We start from the raw sequence: 17,508 nt of genomic DNA, 5'->3' as shown, positions 1-17,508 counted from the left end.
CGAAAAGATTACTTCTTCTTGCCGGCGATCGGCTTCGCCTTGCCCTTGCGGGTGCGGGCGTTGGTGTGGGTGCGCTGGCCGCGGACGGGCAGCTGCTTGCGGTGACGGAGGCCACGGTAGCAGGCGAGGTCCATCAGGCGCTTGATGTTCATCGAGACTTCGCGGCGCAGGTCGCCCTCGACGATGTAGTCGCGGTCGATCGTCTCGCGGATCTGGAGCACCTCGGCGTCGGTGAGCTGGTTCACGCGGCGCTCGGCCGGGATGCCGACCTTGCCGGTGATCTCCTCGGCCTTCTTGGGGCCGATGCCGTGGATGTACTGCAGCGCGATGACGACGCGCTTGCCGGTCGGGATGTTGACGCCTGCGATACGGGCCAAGATATCACTCCATCGCCGAACCGAACGGTCCGGTCTTTCTGATTGCCGCGCGTCCGGTGGAGTCCGGCCCTTGCGCGTCCGTCGAACGACGACGCGGCCCGCGGCCGCCCGATCAGGGCACCTCGAGCCACGTTCCGAATGGACGAAGACCGGCCTGCTAGCGCGGGGCGGTCCACCTGTCAACCGCCCGTTGCAATCCGCTCAGATCTTCCGCACGGCGCCCTTGGCGGCGCTGGTGGTCAGCGCCGCGTAGGCCCGGAGCGCCGCGCTGACCTTACGCTTGCGGGGCGCTGCCGGGTGCCAGCCCCGCTGCTCTTGTGCCTGCCGCCGCCGCTCCAGCTCGGCCGGGTCGACCGCGAGATGGATGCGCCGGTTCGGAATGTCGATCTCGATCCGGTCGCCCTGCTCGACGAGGCCGATCAGGCCGCCCTCGGCGGCCTCGGGCGAGACGTGGCCGATCGACAGGCCGGAGGAACCGCCCGAGAAGCGCCCGTCGGTGACGAGCGCGCAGGCTTTACCGAGGCCCTTCGATTTCAGGTAGCTCGTCGGGTAAAGCATCTCCTGCATGCCGGGGCCGCCGCGCGGGCCCTCGTAGCGGATCAGCACCACCTCGCCGGCCTTGACCCGGCCGTTGAGGATGCCGTCGACCGCCGCGTCCTGGCTCTCGAAGACGTGGGCGGTGCCGGTGAACGAGAGGATCGAGGCATCGACGCCCGCGGTCTTCACGATGCAGCCGTCCTCCGCGAGGTTGCCGAACAGGACGGCCAGGCCGCCGTCCCGCGAGTAGGCATGCTCCGCGTCGCGGATCACGCCGCCCGTCCGGTCGAGATCGAGCTCGTCCCAGCGCGCCGCCTGGCTGAAGGCGACCTGGGTCGGCACGCCGCCGGGCGCCGCCCGGTAGAACTCGTGGACCGCGGGGCTGGCGCTCTGCCGCACGTCCCAGCGCGCCAGGGCCTCACCGAGCGTGCCCGCCGCGACGTTGCCGGCGCGGGCGTCGAGGAGCCCGGCCCGGTCGAGCTCGCCCAGGATGCCCATGATGCCGCCCGCCCGGTGCACGTCCTCCATGTGGACGTTGGCGACCGCCGGGGCGACCTTGCACAGCACCGGCACGCGGCGCGAGAGCCGGTCGATGTCGGCCATGGTGAAGGGCACCTCGCCCTCGTGGGCGGCGGCGAGCAAGTGCAGCACCGTGTTTGTCGAGCCGCCCATGGCGATGTCGAGCGTCATCGCGTTCTCGAAGGCCGCGAAGCTCGCGATGGATCGGGGCAGGACGCTCGCGTCGTCCTGCTCGTAGTGGCGGCGGGCGAGATCCACCACGAGATGGCCGGCCTCGACGAAGAGGCGCTTGCGGTCGGCATGCGTCGCCAGAACCGAGCCGTTGCCGGGTAGCGCCAGACCCAGCGCCTCGGTGAGGCAGTTCATGGAATTGGCCGTGAACATGCCCGAGCACGAGCCGCAGGTCGGGCAGGCCGAGCGCTCGATCGTCGCGACGTCCGCGTCCGAGACCCGGTCGTCGGCCGCCGCCACCATGGCGTCCACGAGGTCGAACTTGCGGGTGATGCCGTTCATCACGACCTTGCCGGCCTCCATCGGGCCGCCGGAGACGAACACGCACGGGATGTTGAGGCGGAGCGCCGCCATCAGCATGCCGGGGGTGATCTTGTCGCAGTTCGAGATGCACACCATCGCGTCGGCGCAGTGCGCGTTGACCATGTACTCGACCGAGTCGGCGATCAGCTCGCGCGAGGGCAGCGAGTAGAGCATGCCGTCGTGGCCCATCGCGATGCCGTCATCGACCGCGATGGTGTTGAACTCCTTGGCCACGCCCCCCGCCTGCTCGATCTCGCGGGCGACGAGCTGGCCGAGGTCCTTCAGGTGGACGTGGCCCGGCACGAACTGCGTGAAGGAGTTCACGACCGCGATGATCGGCTTGCCGAAATCGGAATCCTTCATGCCGGTGGCGCGCCAGAGGCCGCGGGCGCCGGCCATGTTGCGGCCGTGGGTGGTGGTGCGGGAGCGGTAGGCGGGCATCGGCGTCTCGGAAGGGGTTTTCTTGGAGGAATTTTGGGCCTTGTGCCGGCTGAAGGGGGCCGGGTTCAAGGGTGTTCGGATCGGTGCGGGCATGCAGCGTGGCCGGGGGCCCGTTCCGGCGGCTCGGTTCCGCGCATTCTCCCTCCCCCCTCTGCGGGGGAGGGTGGGCCGGTCGTCAGGCCGGGTCGGGAGAGGGGAAGCCGGCTTCCAGATCGGACGCGAACGGCATGAAGGGGTGAGCCCTGTTCTGCACCGTCGCTCCCGCTCTGCGGGACTTCGTCCCGACCGTCCCCCTTCGGATGCCACCCCCCCCCGCAGAGGGGGAGGGAGAGCGCGGGCGTCACCGTCGGCCCGTGTCGGGCGACGGGCGCATCTCACTCCGCAGCGCTCAGCGGCCCGGTCGCGGCGGCGAACTGCGCCGCGTGCAGGCGGCGGTAGTAGCCGCCGCGGGCCAGCAACGCCTCGTGGCGGCCCTCCTCCACGATGCCGCCCTCCGTCACCACCACGATGCGGTCGGCGTGCCGGACGGTTGCCAGCCGGTGGGCGATGACGAGGGTCGTGCGCCCCGCCGACAGCTCGGAGAGCGCCGCCTGGATCTCCCGCTCGGTCTCGGTGTCGAGCGCCGAGGTCGCCTCGTCGAGGATCAGGATCGGCGGGTTCTTCAGGAAGACCCGGGCGATCGCCATGCGCTGCTTCTGGCCGCCCGAGAGCTTCACGCCCCGCTCGCCCACCACCGTGTCGAGCCCCTCGGGCAGCCCGGCGATCAGGTCACTGAGCCGGGCGCGGCGGGCCGCCTCCAGGATCTCGGCCTCGCTGGCATCCAGCCGCCCGTACGCGATGTTCTCCCGGATCGTGCCGGCGAACAGGAACACGTCCTGCTGCACGATGCCGATCTGGCCGCGCAGCGACGCGAGCGTCAGGTCGCGGATGTCGTGCCCGTCGATCGTGATGCGCCCGGCCTCGACCTCGTAGAAGCGCGGGATCAGCGAGCAGAGCGTGGTCTTGCCCGCGCCCGAGGGGCCCACGAGGGCAACCGTCTCGCCGGCCGCGACCGCGAGGTTCAGCCCCCGCAGCACGGGCCGGTCCGGGCTGTAGCCGAAGGCGACGTCCTCGAAGCGGATCGCGCCGGAGAGCGGTCCGGCCGCTACCGCGCCCGGCCGGTCGGCGATGTCGGGCTCCGTGCCCAGCAGCGCCATGTAGCGCCGGAATCCCGCGATGCCCTTCGGGTAGGTCTCGACCACCGCGCCGATCTTCTCCAGCGGCCGGTAGAACACGCCGACCAAGAGCAGGAAGCCCACGAAGCCGCCGGCCGAGAGATCGCCGCGGACCACGAAGGCGGCGCCCCCTAGGAGCACCACGATCTGGACGAGGCGCATGCCGAGGTAGTTGATCGACAGGCTCGCCGCCATGATGCGGTAGGCCTCGAGCTTGGTGGCGCGGTAGCGGGCGTTGTCGGCCGCGAAGAGGGCGCGCTCGTGCGCCTCGTTGGCGAAGGCCCGCACCACGCGCACGCCGCCGACATTCTCCTCGATGCGCGCGTTGAAGGCGCCGACACGCCCGTACTGGGCCTGCCAGTTGCGGGTCATGCGCCCGCCGTAGCGCAGGGTCACGAAGGCGATGACGGGCAGGATCGCGGCCGTCATCAGGGCGAGCGGCGGGTGGACCCAGATCATCAGCGCGAAGGCCCCGAACAGCGTCATCACGGCGATGAAGAGATCCTCCGGCCCGTGATGCGCGACCTCGCCGATCTCCTCCAGGTCCTTCGTCACGCGGGCCACCAGATGGCCGGTCTTCTGGCCGTCGTAGAAGCGGAAGGAGAGTTTCTGCAGGTGGTCGAAGGCGCGGGCCCGCATCGTGGTCTCGATGTTGATGCCGAGCACGTGGCCCCAATAGGTCACCACCACCATCAGGCCGGCATTGGCCACGTAGAGGGCGGCGAGCCCCGCGGCTGCCAGCACGATCAGGCTCCAGTCCTGCTGCGGCAGCAAGCGATCGACGAAGAGCTTCACGGCGATCGGAAAGCCGAGTTCGAGCAGGCCCGAGAGCACGGCGCAGCCGAAGTCGACCAGGAACAGGGTGCGGTGGGGCCGGTAATAGGCGAGGAAGGCCTTCAGCATCGGGAACTCGCGAGGACGCGCGGACGCGGCGGCCCCCCTGATAGGGGCAGACGGTCCGGCTGCCCAGCGCTCCCGCCGCCGCGCCTGTCCTCAGCCCTGTGCCTTCAGCCCGTAGCTGCGGAACTTCTCGACGTTGCGGGCGATCTCGTCGTCCGGCAGCACCACCGGCGTGCCGACCTGCAGCGCCACCGCGTATTGCCGGCACAGCGTCTCCAGCTCCACCGCGAGCCAGAGCGCCTTCTCGAGGTCCGGCCCGGTCGCGATCATGCCGTGGTTGGCGAGCAGGCAGCAGGTCCGGTCTTCCAGCGCCGCCAGCGCGTGGGCGGAGAGTTCCTCCGTGCCGAAGGTGGCGTAGGGCGCGCAGCGGACCGTCGGGCCGCCCGCCGCCGCGATCATGTAGTGCACCGCCGGGATCTCCCGCCGGCACATGGCGAAGGCCGTGCAGTAGATCGGGTGGGCGTGCACCACCGCGTTCACCTCCGGCCGGCGTGCCAGGATGTCCCGGTGGAAGCGCCATTCCGAGGAGGGCTTGAGCGGGTGCTCGTAGGTGCCGTCGAGGCGCATGAACACGATGTCGTCCGGGCTCATGCGGGCATAGGGCAGGCCGGAGGGTGTGATCAGCAGCCCGTCCGCGTGGCGCAGCGAGACGTTGCCGGATGTGCCCTGGGTGAGCCCGAGGGCGTCGAGGCTGCGGGCGGCCTCGACGATCGATTGTCGGATCCGGAAGGCGTCGTGGCGTGCCATGTGCGGTCCCTTCGGGACGATGCGGAGAGAAAGGACCCGGCGCCCTGCCGGCACCGGAAGGGTCTAGCCCGCGGCTGGCACCGCGCGCTACCCGTATGAGCGGCTGGACGAAGGCTTCGACATTTGGCATTCCAAATGCCAATATCCCCAGCCCACACATGCCGCCGCTGTGGGCACCCGGCCCGGGTGGCTTTGAGTTGCCTGCACTTTCGGCTAGGTCTCGACTCACGGAGCGGCGCAGCAGCCGGTGAAGTCTGGATTCAGGATGTCCAACAGCGACCAGTTCAGCATCAAGCCGATCGTCGCGAGTTCGAGCCTGCGCACGCTGGCCTACGAGGCGCTGAAATCCGCCATCACCAACATGGACCTGTACGGCCGCCCCGACGAGGTGCGGCTGGACGAGCGCAAGCTCTCGCAGGATCTCGGCGTCAGCCGCACGCCGGTGCGCGAGGCGCTCACCGTGCTGGAGCAGGAAGGCTTCGTGCGCTCCGAGGCGCGCCGCGGCATCTTCGTGATCAAGAAGACCAAGGCCGAGATCGTCGGCATGATCCACGCCTGGGCGGCGTTGGAGAGCATGGCGGCCCGCCTCGCCTGCACCCGGGCGAGCGACGCGCAGTTGCAATCCCTGCGCACCGAGTTCCCGGAATTCTACGAGGGCCGCCCCGCCGAGCACCTCGACGAGTACTCGGACGCCAACATCCGCTTCCACCAGAAGATCATCTCGCTCGGCCAGTGCGAGGCGATCGCGAGCCTGTCGAGCAATCTGCTGATGCACGTCCGCGGCATCCGCAACACGGCTCTCCGCCAGGGAGAGCGGGCCGAGAGCTCGATCCGCGAGCACGTGGAGATCATCAAGGCGCTGGAGGCCCGTGAGGCGGAACTCGCCGAGCGGCTGGTGCGCGACCATGGCCTCGGGCTTGCCCGGCACGTGGATACCTACGGCCACTATCTCGACTGATCCGGCCGCAGGACAGGCCCCCAAGCCCGACCCGGCCCGTGCCGACCTCGGTGCCGGTGTCCGCACGCGCGGGGAGGGTCATATGCGCAGCCCCCCTTCCCGGTCTTGCCGCGCCGCACAAGACTGATGCGTCACAGGTTCAGCGTCCGGTCATGCGCTCGGCGCGCCGCGTCGCCGGATTGGATCGAAGATTCTTAACGGAAGTTGACGAAGGCGGATCATCCATGCACCGGTAGCATATTTGGCATGCCAAGCTTGGTATGCCAATTTGCGGCGCAACATGCGATTACGGCGATGCAACATCGCCAACGACGCACGTTCCGGTCCGAACCCATGCTCTTCGCCCTGCCCTTCCTCCTCGTCGCGCTCGCCGTCCTGGTCGTCGGCGTCCAGATCCTGCTGGTCGTCAAGGTGGCTGACATGTTCGAGTCGCCCCGCGACACGCGCCGCAACGTGCACACCCGCTACCCGGACGTGCCGGCCGGCCGCTACGCCTGAGGCGGTTTGAGGCCGTGCGGCCCCGAAGTCTTTGCGGGGCCGGGCCGACCGCTTTCGAGACGTGATCGCCGCAAGGTTTTGCTCACCATTTCGGTGTTAGGGTCAACAAATCGTTGATCCGAGCGACCCGAGGGCGCTGACGTGGCACTGGGCGCCCAGATCCCGGACGAAGGTTTCGTCCTTCTGCTGTCGGACCGCCCGGCCGAGCGCCGGGCGCTTGAGCGGGCGATCGGCCTCGTCGCGGCCTGCCGGGCCGCTGAATCCGGCACCGGCCTGCCGCCGGGCCGTCCGCGTCTCGCGGTGCTCGACCTCGACGCCCCGGCCCTCGCCGCCGCCGAGGCGGCTCTCGACCGGGCCGTCCCCCGCCTCGTGCTTGCCCGCGGGCCGGGCGCGTCCCCCTCGCCCGCCGCCCAGACCCTGCCCGCGAACGCGCCGCGCGAGACCGTGCTGGCCGGCATCTTCGCGATGCTGGAGAGCGCCGCGAAGGCCGAGCGCACCCGCACCCGCACGCTCCTCGCCCGCAGCGGTGCCGCCACGACCCTGGTGGCCGACCTGTTCGACAGCGCGGCGCTCGGCGCCCGGATCGATCCGGCCGAGATCGAGCGCGGCACCGAGATCGTTGTGGAGGCAGTCGCCGAGGCCGGCATCCGCGACTGGCTGCACACCGTCTGGCGGCACGATGCGGGCGTCTACCAGCATACCCTGAGCGTGGCGGGCTTCGCCGCCGCCTTCGGCTCCGTGCTGGGCTTAGGGAGTGCCGATCATCATCGCTTCGCCCGCGCGGCCCTTCTGCACGACATCGGCAAGGCGCGCATCCCTGCCGAGATCCTGAACAAGCCCGGCCGCCTCACCCCGGAGGAGTGGCGCCTGATGCAGCGCCACCCCGCCATCGGCGCCGACCTCCTGGCGGAGCAGGGCGGCACCGAGCCTACAGTGATCGCGGCCGTGCGCCACCACCACGAGCGCCTCGACGGCACGGGCTATCCCGACGGGCTCGCGGGCGCGGCGATCTCGGACCTCACCCGCCTCGTGGCGATCTGCGACGTGTACTCGGCGCTGACCGAGCGGCGCGCCTACCGCACCTCGATCGAGCCCCTGGCGGCGCTGGCCCAGATGGGGAGCGAGCGCGGCCATCTCGACCCGGCGCTGCTGGCCGCCTTCCGCCCCGTCGCGCTGGCCCACGCAGGGTAGTCCGGGAATCCCCAAGGGTGTCACACCCTTGGGCGGGGTCTGGGGCGGCGCCCCGGGTTGGAATCTCCGATCCGGCGAAGCCGGGGCGGCGGTTCCAAATGCAGGGCTCTGCCCTGCACCTGCCAAAGGTCTCGACCTTTGGGATCCGGGACCAGCCGTGGTTCGCTTGCCACACCGGGCCGCGATCCGCCCGGCGGGCCGCCGTCCGCCCCGGTTTCGCCGCAGGCGCCCCGGAGGCAGGCCGCCCCGCCCGCGAGCCCCGACCATCACTGTGCCGATCCGACCCTTCGCCCGCCTCGCCGCCCTCGCCCTGCCGCTGGGCCTGGCCGCCTGCGGCACCTCGGCCATCCTGCCGGAGGTCGCCGCCCCGACGCTGCCGGTGATCCTCGACGAGACGGCAGCCGCCGCCGCGATCTCGCGCTACCGCGCCCAGCACGGGCTCGGACCGGTGGTTGTGGATTCCGGGCTGACGAAGGCCGCCGCCTTCCAGGCCGGCAACAACGCCCGCGCAGGGAGGCTCAGCCACGACCTCGGCGGCACCTTCACGTCGCGCATGGCCTCGGCGGGCCTCGCCCGCTCCTACGCGGCCGAGAACCTCAGCGCCGGCTCCGAGACCTTCGACCAGGTGCTCGCCCGCTGGAAGGCCTCGCCCCAGCACAACGCCAACATGCTGATCCCGCAGATCCGCCGCATCGGTATCGCCCGCGTGGACGCGCCCGAGACGCGCTACCGCCGCTACTGGGCGCTGGTGATGGCGGGGAACTGAGGCGGGTTCCGGTCGATCACATCGGATGCCGGCGGGAAGAGGGGATCCGCTGAGACCGATATGACCAACCGGAAGCCGATCTCCTACTCCACCCGGTTCGGCTCGACCACGTTGCCGGTTCCGTTGTCGGCATCGTCCGCGCTGCTGCCGAACGGATAGCCGCGATCCTCGCCGCAGTAGAGCCGCCAGCCGCCGCGGGAATTGACCACCACCGGCGCCGACCCGAACAGGCCCCGCCCCCGGAAGACGTTGTCCGTCACCACGTTGTCGGAGGGCGTCTGGTGGCGCACCGTGCCGCCCTCCCCGCAATTGCGGTAGAGCCGCACGCCCCCCTGGCCCCGCAGGTCGAAGCGGTTGCCGGTGATGCGGTTGCGCGCCGAGCCGTCGACCGCGACCAACTCGCGCGCCGTCTCGGTCGCGATGGCGTTGTCCTCGATCCTGTTCTCGGCACTCTCCGCGTCGAGGTAGAGCGCGGTCGAGCGCGAGCGGCCGTCGAGCCGCGAATCCCGCAGCGTCACCCGGGTGACGCCGGGCCCGAGATAGAGCGGGATGTGCCCGAGCGCCGTGATCGTCGTGCCGAGGATGGCGATGTCCGTCGGGGCCGCCGCCTGCGCCCGCTCGGTGTGGCCGGGCCTGTGCGAGGAGCCGCGCAGCACCTCGGCCTGCCCGTTCACTCCCATGCCCCAGATCCGGACATGGCCGAGGATGCGGCAGTCGCGCACCGTGATCCCGGCGGGGCGCTCGAAGCCGCCGCCGGGCAGCGGGCGCGAGCGGATCGCCAGCGCGAAGGCGTCGATGGCGGGCGGCGGCTCGGCCCGGCCCAGCGTCGCGCCCGCGCAGTCGAGGGTGATGCCGGAGGCCGAGGCGCCCTCCAGCACGATCCGCTTCGTCACCCTGTCCTCGGGCCCGAGCCGCAGGTTGCAGGCGAGCGCGACGCTCTCCGCGCCCGGCTCCGCCGGGGCGAGGATCCGGGCGCGGGTCGCGGCGTCGCAGGACGCGGCGGCAACCCGGACGAGGGCCGGCGGTTCGGGCGGGGGCGGCGCGGGAAACGGCATGGCGCGGCTCTGACGCCGGAGACCGGCATTTTCGGGACGGTGGCCAAATCCCCGGGCCCCAGCGCCGCGAACGCGCCTATATCGACCCAGCCCCTCCCCCACCCGGTCGCGTGACGTGTCGAGCTCCTTCGAAGACCTTCTGCTCCGCTGGCTCCAGCCCTCCGCCGCCCTGCGGGCCGACGTCCTGGCGGCGGTCGGTACCGCGCTGGCGCTCGCCGTGACCCTGCACGCGCTGCTGCGCAAGCGCCGGGTCAGCGTCGCGGTGGCCTGGGTCGGCCTCGCCTGGCTCTCCCCGGTCTTCGGCTCGGTGCTCTACCTGATGTTCGGCATCAACCGGGTGACCCGGCGCGCCCGGAGGCTGCGCACCAAGCCCTCGGAGGCGCTGGAGGCGACGAGCCTCGAGGACGCGGTGGTGCCCCACACCCTCTGGCCCCTCGACCGGGCGGTGCGGCGCATCACCGGCCTGCCGGCGCTCGCGGGCAACGCCGTCCAGCTCTACCGCAACGGCGACGAGGCCTACCCGGCGATGCTGGCGGCGATCGCCGATGCGCGCACCAGCCTCGTGCTCACGAGCTACATTTTTCGCGACGACCCGACCGGCCGCCTCTTCTGCGCGGCGCTCGCCGAGGCTCGGGCGCGCGGCGTCGCCGTCCGGGTGATCATCGACGGCATCGGCGGTGGCTACTTCCGGGCGAAGGCCTACCGGCGCCTCGCCGCCGCCGGGGTGCGGGCCGGCCTGTTCATGCACTCGGCGCTGCCCTGGCGCATGCCTTTCCTGAACCTGCGCAACCACAAGAAGCTCTTGATCGCCGACGGGCGCCTCGCCTTCACGGGCGGGGTGAACATCTCGCAGCCCAACCGCCTCGCCACGCGGCCCGACCACCCGATCCGCGACACGCATTTCCGGATCGAGGGCCCGGTGGTCGAGCAGCTGATGGCGGCCTTCGCCAGCGACTGGGCCTTCGTGGACGGCGAGATCCTCGACGGGCCGACCTGGTTCCCGGACCTGCAGCCCGTCGGTCCCACCGTCGCCCGCGCGGTGACGTCGGGGCCGGACGCCGACATCATGAAGATCGAGTCGGTGATCCTGCACGCGCTGAACGGTGCCCGCGAGCGGGTCGCGATCGTGACGCCCTATTTCCTGCCCGACGAGGTGGTGATGGCGGCCCTCGCGCTCGCGGCCGAGCGGGGCGTGACCGTCGACGTGGTGATCCCGGCCCGCTCCGACCACGTCTTCGTCGACTGGGCGACCCGCGCCCACGTGATGTCGCTCCTGCGCAGCGGCGTCCGGATCTGGCTCGACGAGCCCCCCTTCGACCACTCGAAGGCGCTCGCCGTCGACGGGGCCTGGTGCTTCGTCGGCAGCGCCAACTGGGACATGCGCAGCTTCCGCCTCAACTTCGAGCTGAACGTCGAACTCTACGACGCAGCGATAGCGGAGGCGCTGGAGCGCTTCATCCGGGCGAAGATGGAGACGCGGCTGACGGAGGACGACCTGCGCGCCCGCCACCTGCCCGTACGCCTGCGCGACGCAGGCGTGCGACTGCTGCTGCCATACCTCTGACGACGCGCGGTGGCGGCTCCGGCGCCGGGCGCAGGTGCACCACGATCGGCCGGTGGTCCGAGGGGCCCCGCGGCAGGACCGCGCTGCGCTCGCAAACGAGGCCGCGGGCGAGGCAGCGGTCGAGCCGCAGCGGCACCATCCGGGCCATGGCGTGGGTCGGGTTGCGGGGCCCCACGTCGCGGAAACCCGGCATGAGGGCCGGGCCGACGATGTTGTAGTCGCCGAGCACCGCGGCGCGCTCGGGAAGAACTGACATCACCCGGCGGAGCTGGCGCCGGTTCAGCATCTGCCCGTGCGACAGGTGGACGTTGGCGACCGCGAATTCGCCGAGATCGAGCACCTGGGAGACTCGGTGGAACATCGCGCCGGACGGCAGCGGCACGACGAGCGGTGGGCTCGCCCAGGGCTTCGGCGCCCACATGGCGAGGCCGTGGATGCGGTCGGGCAGCTGCGCCCAGGCATAGACCCCACCGACCCGCTCGCGGAGCGCCGCGATGCCGCGGGTCGCCTCCTGCATCAGGAGCAGGTCCGGCTGCTCCTGCTCGATCAGCGACACGAGGTCCGCCACCGCCGCACCGGTCCGGCGCAGCAGGTTCCAGCTCACGATCTTGTAGCTGCCGGCCTCGCGGTCGGCCCGGGCGAGCGGGCTCGCGGCGACGGAGCCGAGGCCGAGCGGCCGGTGGGGCGCGGTATCGAGCATGCCGGGATCGGAGCTGACCTTGAGGCGGACGGGGCGCGTGACAACGCGGCACGGCCCCACCCGTTCGATGAGGGCGCCTAGGGGCGAATCGCGGCCGAACGGTGGTGTGCGGGTCGCGCGGGCGCGGCCTGCCTCCGGCCCCGCCCCGCGGGGCCGTGGGTTGACGCTGCGCGGCCCACGGGTGCAATGCCCGCGCCCCCACACAGCCGAAAGCGCGCCGATGCCGCCGCTCCTCGCCCTGCCCTTCCCGGCGATCGACCCGGTCGCCCTGGCCATCGGCCCGATCACCATCAAGTGGTACGCGCTCGCCTACATCGCCGGGCTGATCGGCGGCTGGTACTATGCCCGCCGCCTCGTCATGGCCGATTCCCTCTGGGGCGTGGTGCGGCGCCCGAGCGTGGCCGACATCGACGACCTCGTGGTCTGGGTGGCCCTCGGCGTCGTGCTTGGCGGGCGCATCGGCTACGTGCTGTTCTACAACCTGCCGCTCTACCTCTCGGACCCGGTGGAGATCTTCGCCATCCGCAACGGCGGCATGTCGTTCCACGGCGGGTTCCTGGGCGCGATCCTGGCCTTCCTGCTCTTCGCCCGGGTGCGCAGGCTCAACGGCTACAACCTCCTCGACATCGGCGCCGTCGTGGTGCCGATCGGCCTGTTCTTCGGCCGCATCGCCAATTTCGTGAACGGCGAGCTCTGGGGCCGGGTCGCGCCCGATTTCCCCTACGCAGTGGTCTTCCCTACGGGCGGCCCCCTGCCCCGCCACCCGAGCCAGCTCTACGAGGCGGCGACCGAGGGCCTGCTCCTCTTCATCGTGATGGCGCTCGCGGTGCGCCGCTTCGGCTTCCGGCGGCCCGGCCTCCTCGGCGGCATCTTCGTCCTCGGCTACGCGCTCGCCCGCACGGCCTGCGAGTTCTTCCGCGAGCCCGACCGGCAGCTCGGCTTCCTGTTCGGCGACAATCTCGGGCCGCTCGGCGGCGGCATCACCATGGGGATGCTGCTCTGCGTGCCGATGGCGCTCGTCGGCCTCGCCTACATCGTGCTGGCCGCCCGCGGCTGGACCCGGCCGCGGCACCCCGTCGAGGCGCCCGCCGCCGCGGACCGGGCGGTGGAGGCGTGAGCGCGCCGCCGAGCACGACGCCGAGCACGCCGCCGACCACGCCCCTTGGCGCAGAGATCGCCGCGCTGATCCGCGAGACCGGGCCGATCGGCATCGACCGCTACATGGCGCTCTGCCTCAGCCACCCGGTCCACGGCTACTACCGGACCCGCGACCCGCTGGGCGCGCGGGGCGACTTCACCACCGCGCCCGAGATCAGCCAGATGTTCGGCGAGCTTCTCGGCGTCTGGGTCGCCCTGGTCCGGCAGCAGATGGGCGAGCCCGAAGACCTCGCGCTGGTCGAGCTCGGCCCCGGCCGCGGCACCCTGATGGCCGACGCGCTGCGGGCGCTGCGCGCCGCCGCGCCGGACGCGCGCCTCGCGGTGCACCTCGTCGAGACGAGCCCGGTGCTGCGGGCCGCCCAGGAGGCGCGGCTCGCCGGGACCGGTGCCGTCTGGCACGGCGGGATCGACACCCTGCCGGCCGGCCCGATGATCGTGCTGGCCAACGAGTTCCTCGACTGCCTGCCGGTGCGCCAGTTCGAGCGGACCGGGCGCGGCTGGTGCGAGCGGGTCGTCGGGCTCGCGGACGGCCGGCTGGCCTTCGGCCTCGCGCCCGACCCGCTGCCCGAGATCGCTGCCGAGGCCCCGGAGGGCGCGCTGATGACCCTGCCCTCCGCCGGCCTCGACCTCGTCCGCAGCTTCGGACGGCGCCTGCGCGCCGAGGGCGGCGCCCTGCTGGCGATCGATTACGGCCATGCCCGGCCGGGCTTCGGCGATACGCTCCAGGCGCTCGCCGGCCACGCCTTCGCCGACCCGCTCGCCGCGCCCGGCGAGGCCGACCTCACCGCCCACGTCGATTTCGCGGCGCTCGCCCGCGCCGCGGCTTCCGAGGGCGCGGCCGTCTACGGGCCCGCGACGCAGCGCGACTTCCTGCTGGCGATGGGGCTGGCCGCCCGCGCCGAGCGGCTGAAGGCCCGGGCCGACGCGGATCGGGCCCGGGCGATCGATGCGGCCGCGGCGCGCCTGACCGACCCGGCCGAGCGCGGCATGGGCGGCCTGTTCAAGGTGCTGGGCCTGGCCGACCCGCGCCTCGGCCCGCTGCCGGCCCTCCCGGCGCCACAGACCTAGGCAGACCTAGCCGGCGAGGGACCCGAAGGCCTCGACCGTGGCGGGCGCGACCCGCTGCGCTCGCGGCCCGGAGGCACCCGGCCCGCTTCCGCCCTGCGGCGGCGCGGCACGCGGCGCCTCGCTCGGCCCTGTCGAGGGCGTGGGGCGCGCGCCGGTCTCCGGCAGCGGCGGCCAGATCGGGCGGTCGGGCTTGATCCTCTGAGACATCGTCCACCTCCTCCGAAGTCGCGGATCCGCGCGGGCCGCCCCACAAAATGCCAGGCCGGCCGCGCGGTTCCTTGCGCGATCAACCGTCGTCTCGGGCCTCCGGTTCGGCTATCGAGGCGTGGCGCCCGCACTCGCGCGCGCCCACACCTTGCCGGGAACCCGCCCATGCTCATCGAAGCGCCGGAACTGAGCGGGCACGCCGCTATCCGCCACGCCTTCTTCACCCGGCAGGGCGGCGTCTCGGAGGGGCTCTACGCCTCGCTCAACGGCGGGACCGGATCGAGCGACCGGCCCGAGCGCGTGGCCGAAAACCGGGCCCGGATGTGCGCGCAGCTCGGGCTGCCCGCCGACCGCCTCGTCGGCCTCTACCAGGTGCATTCCGCCGAGGTGGTCACCGTGGAGGCGCCCTTCGCCGAGCGCCCGCGGGCCGACGCCATGGTGACGCGGGTGCCGGGCCTCGCGCTCGGCATCGCCACGGCCGATTGCGGCCCGATCCTGTTCGCCGATCCCGAGAACGGCGTCGTCGGCGCCGCCCATGCGGGCTGGAAGGGCGCGCTCACGGGAATCGTCGGCGCGACGGTCGAGGCGATGGAGCGGCTCGGGGCCGAGCGGCGCAGCATCGTGGCCGTGCTGGGGCCGACGATCGAGCAGCCGAACTACGAGGTCGGGCCCGACTTCGTCGCCCGCTTCACCGCCGAGGCCCCCGGCATGGAGCGCTTCCTCGCACCGGCTGAGCGGCCCGGCCATGCCCAGTTCGACCTGCCGGGCTTCATCCTGGCCCGCCTCGCGGAGGCCGGGATCGGCGAGGCGGCCGCCCTGCGGCTGTGCACCTACGCCGACTCGGACCGCTTCTACAGCTTCCGCCGCACCACCCACCGGGGCGAGCCGGATTACGGGCGGCTGATCTCGGCGATCGCGCTCCTCCCCTGAGGGGCGGGGGGCTTGCCGGGGGGGGGCTGCGACACTTTGTCAAACTGGTCGGTGAAAAAAGCGTGGCCGCAGCGGAACCTTGGCCATTCGGGGCGTGTTGTACGGTCAAGGTATCCCCAGGGAACAAGGCAGCGCATCGTAAGGGGCCGTCACAGGCGGTCGGTGCGCTCCAGGCATCAAGCCAACCCGGAGGAGTCCTGAACGATGAGGCACAGTGCCGACCTGTCGCGAGTGCGCGGCGGCACGCGTCGAGTGTGAGGACCAGATGATCAAGACCCTGCTCAAGAGCGCCACCGCGCTCGTCGCCGTCACCGCCGCGGGCTCCGCGCTCGCCGCCGACCTCCCGCGCCGCGCCGCCCCGCCGCCGGTCTTCACGCCGGTTCCGGTCTTCACCTGGACGGGCTTCTACGCCGGTTTCAACGCCGGTTACGGCTTCGGCACCGGTAACGACCGCGGCCCGACCGTGGTCGCCGTCTCGCCCGGCACCCGCCTCTTCGCGGCCGGCAACACCTTCACCTCGGGCGTCCTCGCCTTCGGCGGTGAGCGCTCCTCCGAGGGCTTCGTCGGCGGCGGCCAGATCGGCTACAACTACCAGCTCACCCCGGGCTCGGGCGTCGTGATCGGCGTCGAGGCCGACGCGCAGTACGCCGATTTCGGCCGCAACCGGAACCGCTTCGCCTTCGCGGCGCCCGCCGGCAGCACCCTGGTGCCCGGCTCGCTCGCCTACAACCCGAACGGCCTGTCGAGCCTCGACTACTTCGGCACCGTGCGCGGCCGCCTCGGCTACGCCTTCGACCGCACCCTCGTGTACGCCACGGGCGGCTTCGCCTACGGCTCGGGCGGCGGCCGCGACTTCGGCCTGCCGAATTCCTCGCGCGACGACTTCCAGACCGGCTGGACTGTGGGCGGCGGTGTCGAGTACGCCCTGCCGACCGATTCCTTCCTGAACTTCTTCCGCTCCTCGGCCGTGACGCTGAAGGTGGAAGGTCTCTACGTGAACCTCGACCAGGGCCGCCGCAACAACGGCGCCTTCGCGACGAACTTCGCCGGGGAGACCTTCGTCGCCGGCGGCCCGAACACCCTGCTGGTCTCGGGGCTGGCCAACGTGCGCCGCGACACCGAGTTCGCCGTCGTCCGCGCCGGCCTGAACTACAAGTTCGGCTCGTACTGAGATCGACGCGCCCTGGCGTCGGCCCTGCGGCCGGCGACCCCGCAAGTCTCCCGAAGCCCGGCCGCGCGCCGGGCTTCTTTCATTTCGGGCTCGTTCCGAGCCTTCGACTTTAATCCCGAAAATCTTACCGCCTCGAACGGCGAAGTTTTCTTCCCCGCCCCTGACAAAGCCTCGCGTCCCTCCCCATTTGCCCTGGCGTCCGCGCGGCCCGTGAACGCCCGCGGGTCGTGACTCGAGGAGGACGACTCCATGAACAGCGAAGAACGCGACGTCATCAACGGCATCTTCCAGCGCCTGGAGCAGGCCGCGAGCCAGCCCCGCGACGCGGATGCCGAGCGCTTCATCGCCGACCGGATCCGCCAGCAGCCCTACGCGCCCTACGCGATGGCCCAGCTGATCTACGTGCAGGAGGAGGCGATCAAGAGCCTCAACCAGCAGCTGGAGGAGGCGCGCCGCCAGCAGGCGCAGCCGCAGAGTTCCGGCGGCGGCGGGTTCCTGTCGAGCATCTTCGGCGGCGGCCAGCGCCAGGAGCCCCCGCGCCAGGGCGGCGCCTGGGGCGGCCAGCCCGGCTACGGCCAGCAGCCCGGCTACCCGCCGCAGGGCCCGCAGGGCTATCCCCAGCAGGGCGGCTATCCGCAGCAGGGCGGCCCCTGGGGCGGCCAGCCGCAGCAGCCGGCGCGCGGCGGCGGCTTCATGGCCACCGCGCTCCCGATGGCGGCGGGCGCGGCGGGCGGCATGCTGCTCGGCAGCGCCCTCTCGAACGCCTTCGCGGGCGGCCACTCGCAGCTCGGCAGCGCGGCCGCGGCCGGCCTCGGGGGCGGCACGCAGGATCTCTCCGCCAACACGCAGGATTTCGGCGCCCCGCTCGGCGGCGGCTACGATGACGGCGGCGCGGGCGGCGGCGACGATTTCGCCGGCGACATGGACGGCGGCGACGACAGCGACTGGGCCTGAGGCCCCTTCCAGGTCCCTC

Annotated in this window: 17 protein-coding genes; 10 read left to right on the top strand and 7 right to left on the bottom strand. The window is 72.1% G+C overall.

Annotated features, from left to right (window positions below):
• Positions 1 to 8: 8 nt before the first annotated feature.
• From rpsM to DK427_RS16075, 4 genes are all read right to left on the bottom strand, one after another.
• Positions 9 to 377 carry a 30S ribosomal protein S13 gene (rpsM, locus tag DK427_RS16095; protein WP_066917993.1) on the bottom strand — a complete coding sequence of 123 codons (369 nt, stop codon included), beginning with the start codon at positions 375 to 377 and terminating at the stop codon, positions 9 to 11.
• A 201-nt stretch (positions 378 to 578) separates the two neighbouring features.
• The gene (ilvD, locus tag DK427_RS16090) at positions 579 to 2,408 is read right to left on the bottom strand and encodes a dihydroxy-acid dehydratase (RefSeq protein WP_109952145.1); all 1,830 of its coding nucleotides are present in this window, start codon (positions 2,406 to 2,408) and stop codon (positions 579 to 581) included.
• Between the two features lie 374 nt (positions 2,409 to 2,782).
• Complete coding sequence (locus DK427_RS16080; RefSeq protein ID WP_109952143.1) at positions 2,783 to 4,525, bottom strand: ABC transporter ATP-binding protein; 1,743 nt, start codon at positions 4,523 to 4,525, stop codon at positions 2,783 to 2,785.
• Between the two features lie 90 nt (positions 4,526 to 4,615).
• The gene (locus tag DK427_RS16075; protein WP_109952142.1) at positions 4,616 to 5,269 is read right to left on the bottom strand and encodes a class II aldolase/adducin family protein; all 654 of its coding nucleotides are present in this window, start codon (positions 5,267 to 5,269) and stop codon (positions 4,616 to 4,618) included.
• Between the two features lie 265 nt (positions 5,270 to 5,534).
• Here DK427_RS16075 and DK427_RS16070 point away from each other — a divergent pair, with 265 nt between their 5' ends.
• The 4 genes from DK427_RS16070 (at position 5,535) to DK427_RS16060 (ending at position 8,682) form a co-directional block, all read left to right on the top strand.
• Positions 5,535 to 6,227, top strand: coding sequence for a GntR family transcriptional regulator (locus DK427_RS16070; protein WP_109952141.1), 693 nt, complete (start codon positions 5,535 to 5,537; stop codon positions 6,225 to 6,227).
• Between the two features lie 333 nt (positions 6,228 to 6,560).
• On the top strand, positions 6,561 to 6,725 hold the full coding sequence (locus DK427_RS26385) for a hypothetical protein (protein ID WP_162559809.1): 165 nt from the start codon (positions 6,561 to 6,563) through the stop codon (positions 6,723 to 6,725).
• Positions 6,726 to 6,866: 141 nt separating this feature from the next.
• Positions 6,867 to 7,916, top strand: a complete 1,050-nt coding sequence (locus DK427_RS16065) for an HD-GYP domain-containing protein (RefSeq protein WP_109952140.1) — start codon at positions 6,867 to 6,869, stop codon at positions 7,914 to 7,916.
• Positions 7,917 to 8,187: 271 nt separating this feature from the next.
• Entirely contained in the window at positions 8,188 to 8,682 is a 495-nt protein-coding gene (locus tag DK427_RS16060) for a CAP domain-containing protein (protein WP_425452474.1), read from the top strand.
• 83 nt (positions 8,683 to 8,765) lie between these two features.
• On the opposite strand, the gene DK427_RS16055 is transcribed toward DK427_RS16060, so the two are convergent.
• On the bottom strand, positions 8,766 to 9,737 hold the full coding sequence (locus DK427_RS16055; protein ID WP_109952139.1) for a right-handed parallel beta-helix repeat-containing protein: 972 nt from the start codon (positions 9,735 to 9,737) through the stop codon (positions 8,766 to 8,768).
• Between the two features lie 115 nt (positions 9,738 to 9,852).
• On the opposite strand from DK427_RS16055, the gene DK427_RS16050 reads away from it, so the two are divergent.
• Complete coding sequence (locus tag DK427_RS16050) at positions 9,853 to 11,301, top strand: phospholipase D-like domain-containing protein (protein WP_109952138.1); 1,449 nt, start codon at positions 9,853 to 9,855, stop codon at positions 11,299 to 11,301.
• Here DK427_RS16050 and DK427_RS16045 read toward each other — a convergent pair.
• Positions 11,192 to 12,001 (bottom strand): endonuclease/exonuclease/phosphatase family protein, encoded by an 810-nt coding sequence (locus DK427_RS16045; RefSeq protein WP_109952137.1) that lies wholly within the window; start codon positions 11,999 to 12,001, stop codon positions 11,192 to 11,194. The genes DK427_RS16050 and DK427_RS16045 overlap by 110 nt on opposite strands.
• A gap of 220 nt (positions 12,002 to 12,221) precedes the next feature.
• On the opposite strand from DK427_RS16045, the gene lgt reads away from it, so the two are divergent.
• A complete protein-coding gene (gene lgt, locus DK427_RS16040) occupies positions 12,222 to 13,118 on the top strand; it encodes a prolipoprotein diacylglyceryl transferase (RefSeq protein ID WP_109952136.1) in 897 nt (298 codons plus the stop codon).
• Complete coding sequence (locus tag DK427_RS16035) at positions 13,115 to 14,227, top strand: class I SAM-dependent methyltransferase (protein ID WP_245930586.1); 1,113 nt, start codon at positions 13,115 to 13,117, stop codon at positions 14,225 to 14,227. The genes lgt and DK427_RS16035 overlap by 4 nt, the downstream gene beginning before the upstream one ends.
• A 6-nt stretch (positions 14,228 to 14,233) precedes the next feature.
• On the opposite strand, the gene DK427_RS16030 is transcribed toward DK427_RS16035, so the two are convergent.
• On the bottom strand, positions 14,234 to 14,434 hold the full coding sequence (locus tag DK427_RS16030; RefSeq protein WP_109952135.1) for a hypothetical protein: 201 nt from the start codon (positions 14,432 to 14,434) through the stop codon (positions 14,234 to 14,236).
• 165 nt (positions 14,435 to 14,599) lie between these two features.
• Here DK427_RS16030 and pgeF point away from each other — a divergent pair, with 165 nt between their 5' ends.
• The 3 genes from pgeF (at position 14,600) to DK427_RS16015 (ending at position 17,489) form a co-directional block, all read left to right on the top strand.
• Positions 14,600 to 15,364 (top strand): peptidoglycan editing factor PgeF, encoded by a 765-nt coding sequence (gene pgeF / locus DK427_RS16025; RefSeq protein ID WP_109952134.1) that lies wholly within the window; start codon positions 14,600 to 14,602, stop codon positions 15,362 to 15,364.
• Positions 15,365 to 15,632: 268 nt separating this feature from the next.
• On the top strand, positions 15,633 to 16,535 hold the full coding sequence (locus tag DK427_RS16020) for an outer membrane protein (protein WP_109954207.1): 903 nt from the start codon (positions 15,633 to 15,635) through the stop codon (positions 16,533 to 16,535).
• 249 nt (positions 16,536 to 16,784) lie between these two features.
• Positions 16,785 to 17,489: a DUF2076 domain-containing protein gene (locus DK427_RS16015; protein WP_109952133.1), complete on the top strand. Its 705-nt coding sequence runs from the start codon at positions 16,785 to 16,787 to the stop codon at positions 17,487 to 17,489.
• The last annotated feature ends 19 nt before the right edge of the window (positions 17,490 to 17,508 follow it).

It is taken from the genome of Methylobacterium radiodurans, from assembly GCF_003173735.1.
GTDB classification, from domain to species: domain Bacteria; phylum Pseudomonadota; class Alphaproteobacteria; order Rhizobiales; family Beijerinckiaceae; genus Methylobacterium; species Methylobacterium radiodurans.
Note: the sequence above shows the minus strand (reverse complement) of the source record. Positions and strands in the feature narration are given on the sequence as shown.

Excerpts from the sequence above, each read along its gene's own strand:
- DK427_RS16030 (WP_109952135.1), bottom strand. The coding sequence starts at position 14,434 with ATGTCTCAGAGGATCAAGCCCGACCGCCCGATCTGGCCGCCGCTGCCG.
- DK427_RS16045 (WP_109952137.1), bottom strand. The coding sequence starts at position 12,001 with ATGCTCGATACCGCGCCCCACCGGCCGCTCGGCCTCGGCTCCGTCGCC.
- lgt (WP_109952136.1), top strand. The coding sequence starts at position 12,222 with ATGCCGCCGCTCCTCGCCCTGCCCTTCCCGGCGATCGACCCGGTCGCC.
- DK427_RS16080 (WP_109952143.1), bottom strand. The coding sequence starts at position 4,525 with ATGCTGAAGGCCTTCCTCGCCTATTACCGGCCCCACCGCACCCTGTTC.
- pgeF (WP_109952134.1), top strand. The coding sequence starts at position 14,600 with ATGCTCATCGAAGCGCCGGAACTGAGCGGGCACGCCGCTATCCGCCAC.
- DK427_RS16070 (WP_109952141.1), top strand. The coding sequence starts at position 5,535 with ATGTCCAACAGCGACCAGTTCAGCATCAAGCCGATCGTCGCGAGTTCG.
- DK427_RS16055 (WP_109952139.1), bottom strand. The coding sequence starts at position 9,737 with ATGCCGTTTCCCGCGCCGCCCCCGCCCGAACCGCCGGCCCTCGTCCGG.
- DK427_RS26385 (WP_162559809.1), top strand. The coding sequence starts at position 6,561 with ATGCTCTTCGCCCTGCCCTTCCTCCTCGTCGCGCTCGCCGTCCTGGTC.
- DK427_RS16015 (WP_109952133.1), top strand. The coding sequence starts at position 16,785 with ATGAACAGCGAAGAACGCGACGTCATCAACGGCATCTTCCAGCGCCTG.
- ilvD (WP_109952145.1), bottom strand. The coding sequence starts at position 2,408 with ATGCCCGCCTACCGCTCCCGCACCACCACCCACGGCCGCAACATGGCC.
- DK427_RS16075 (WP_109952142.1), bottom strand. The coding sequence starts at position 5,269 with ATGGCACGCCACGACGCCTTCCGGATCCGACAATCGATCGTCGAGGCC.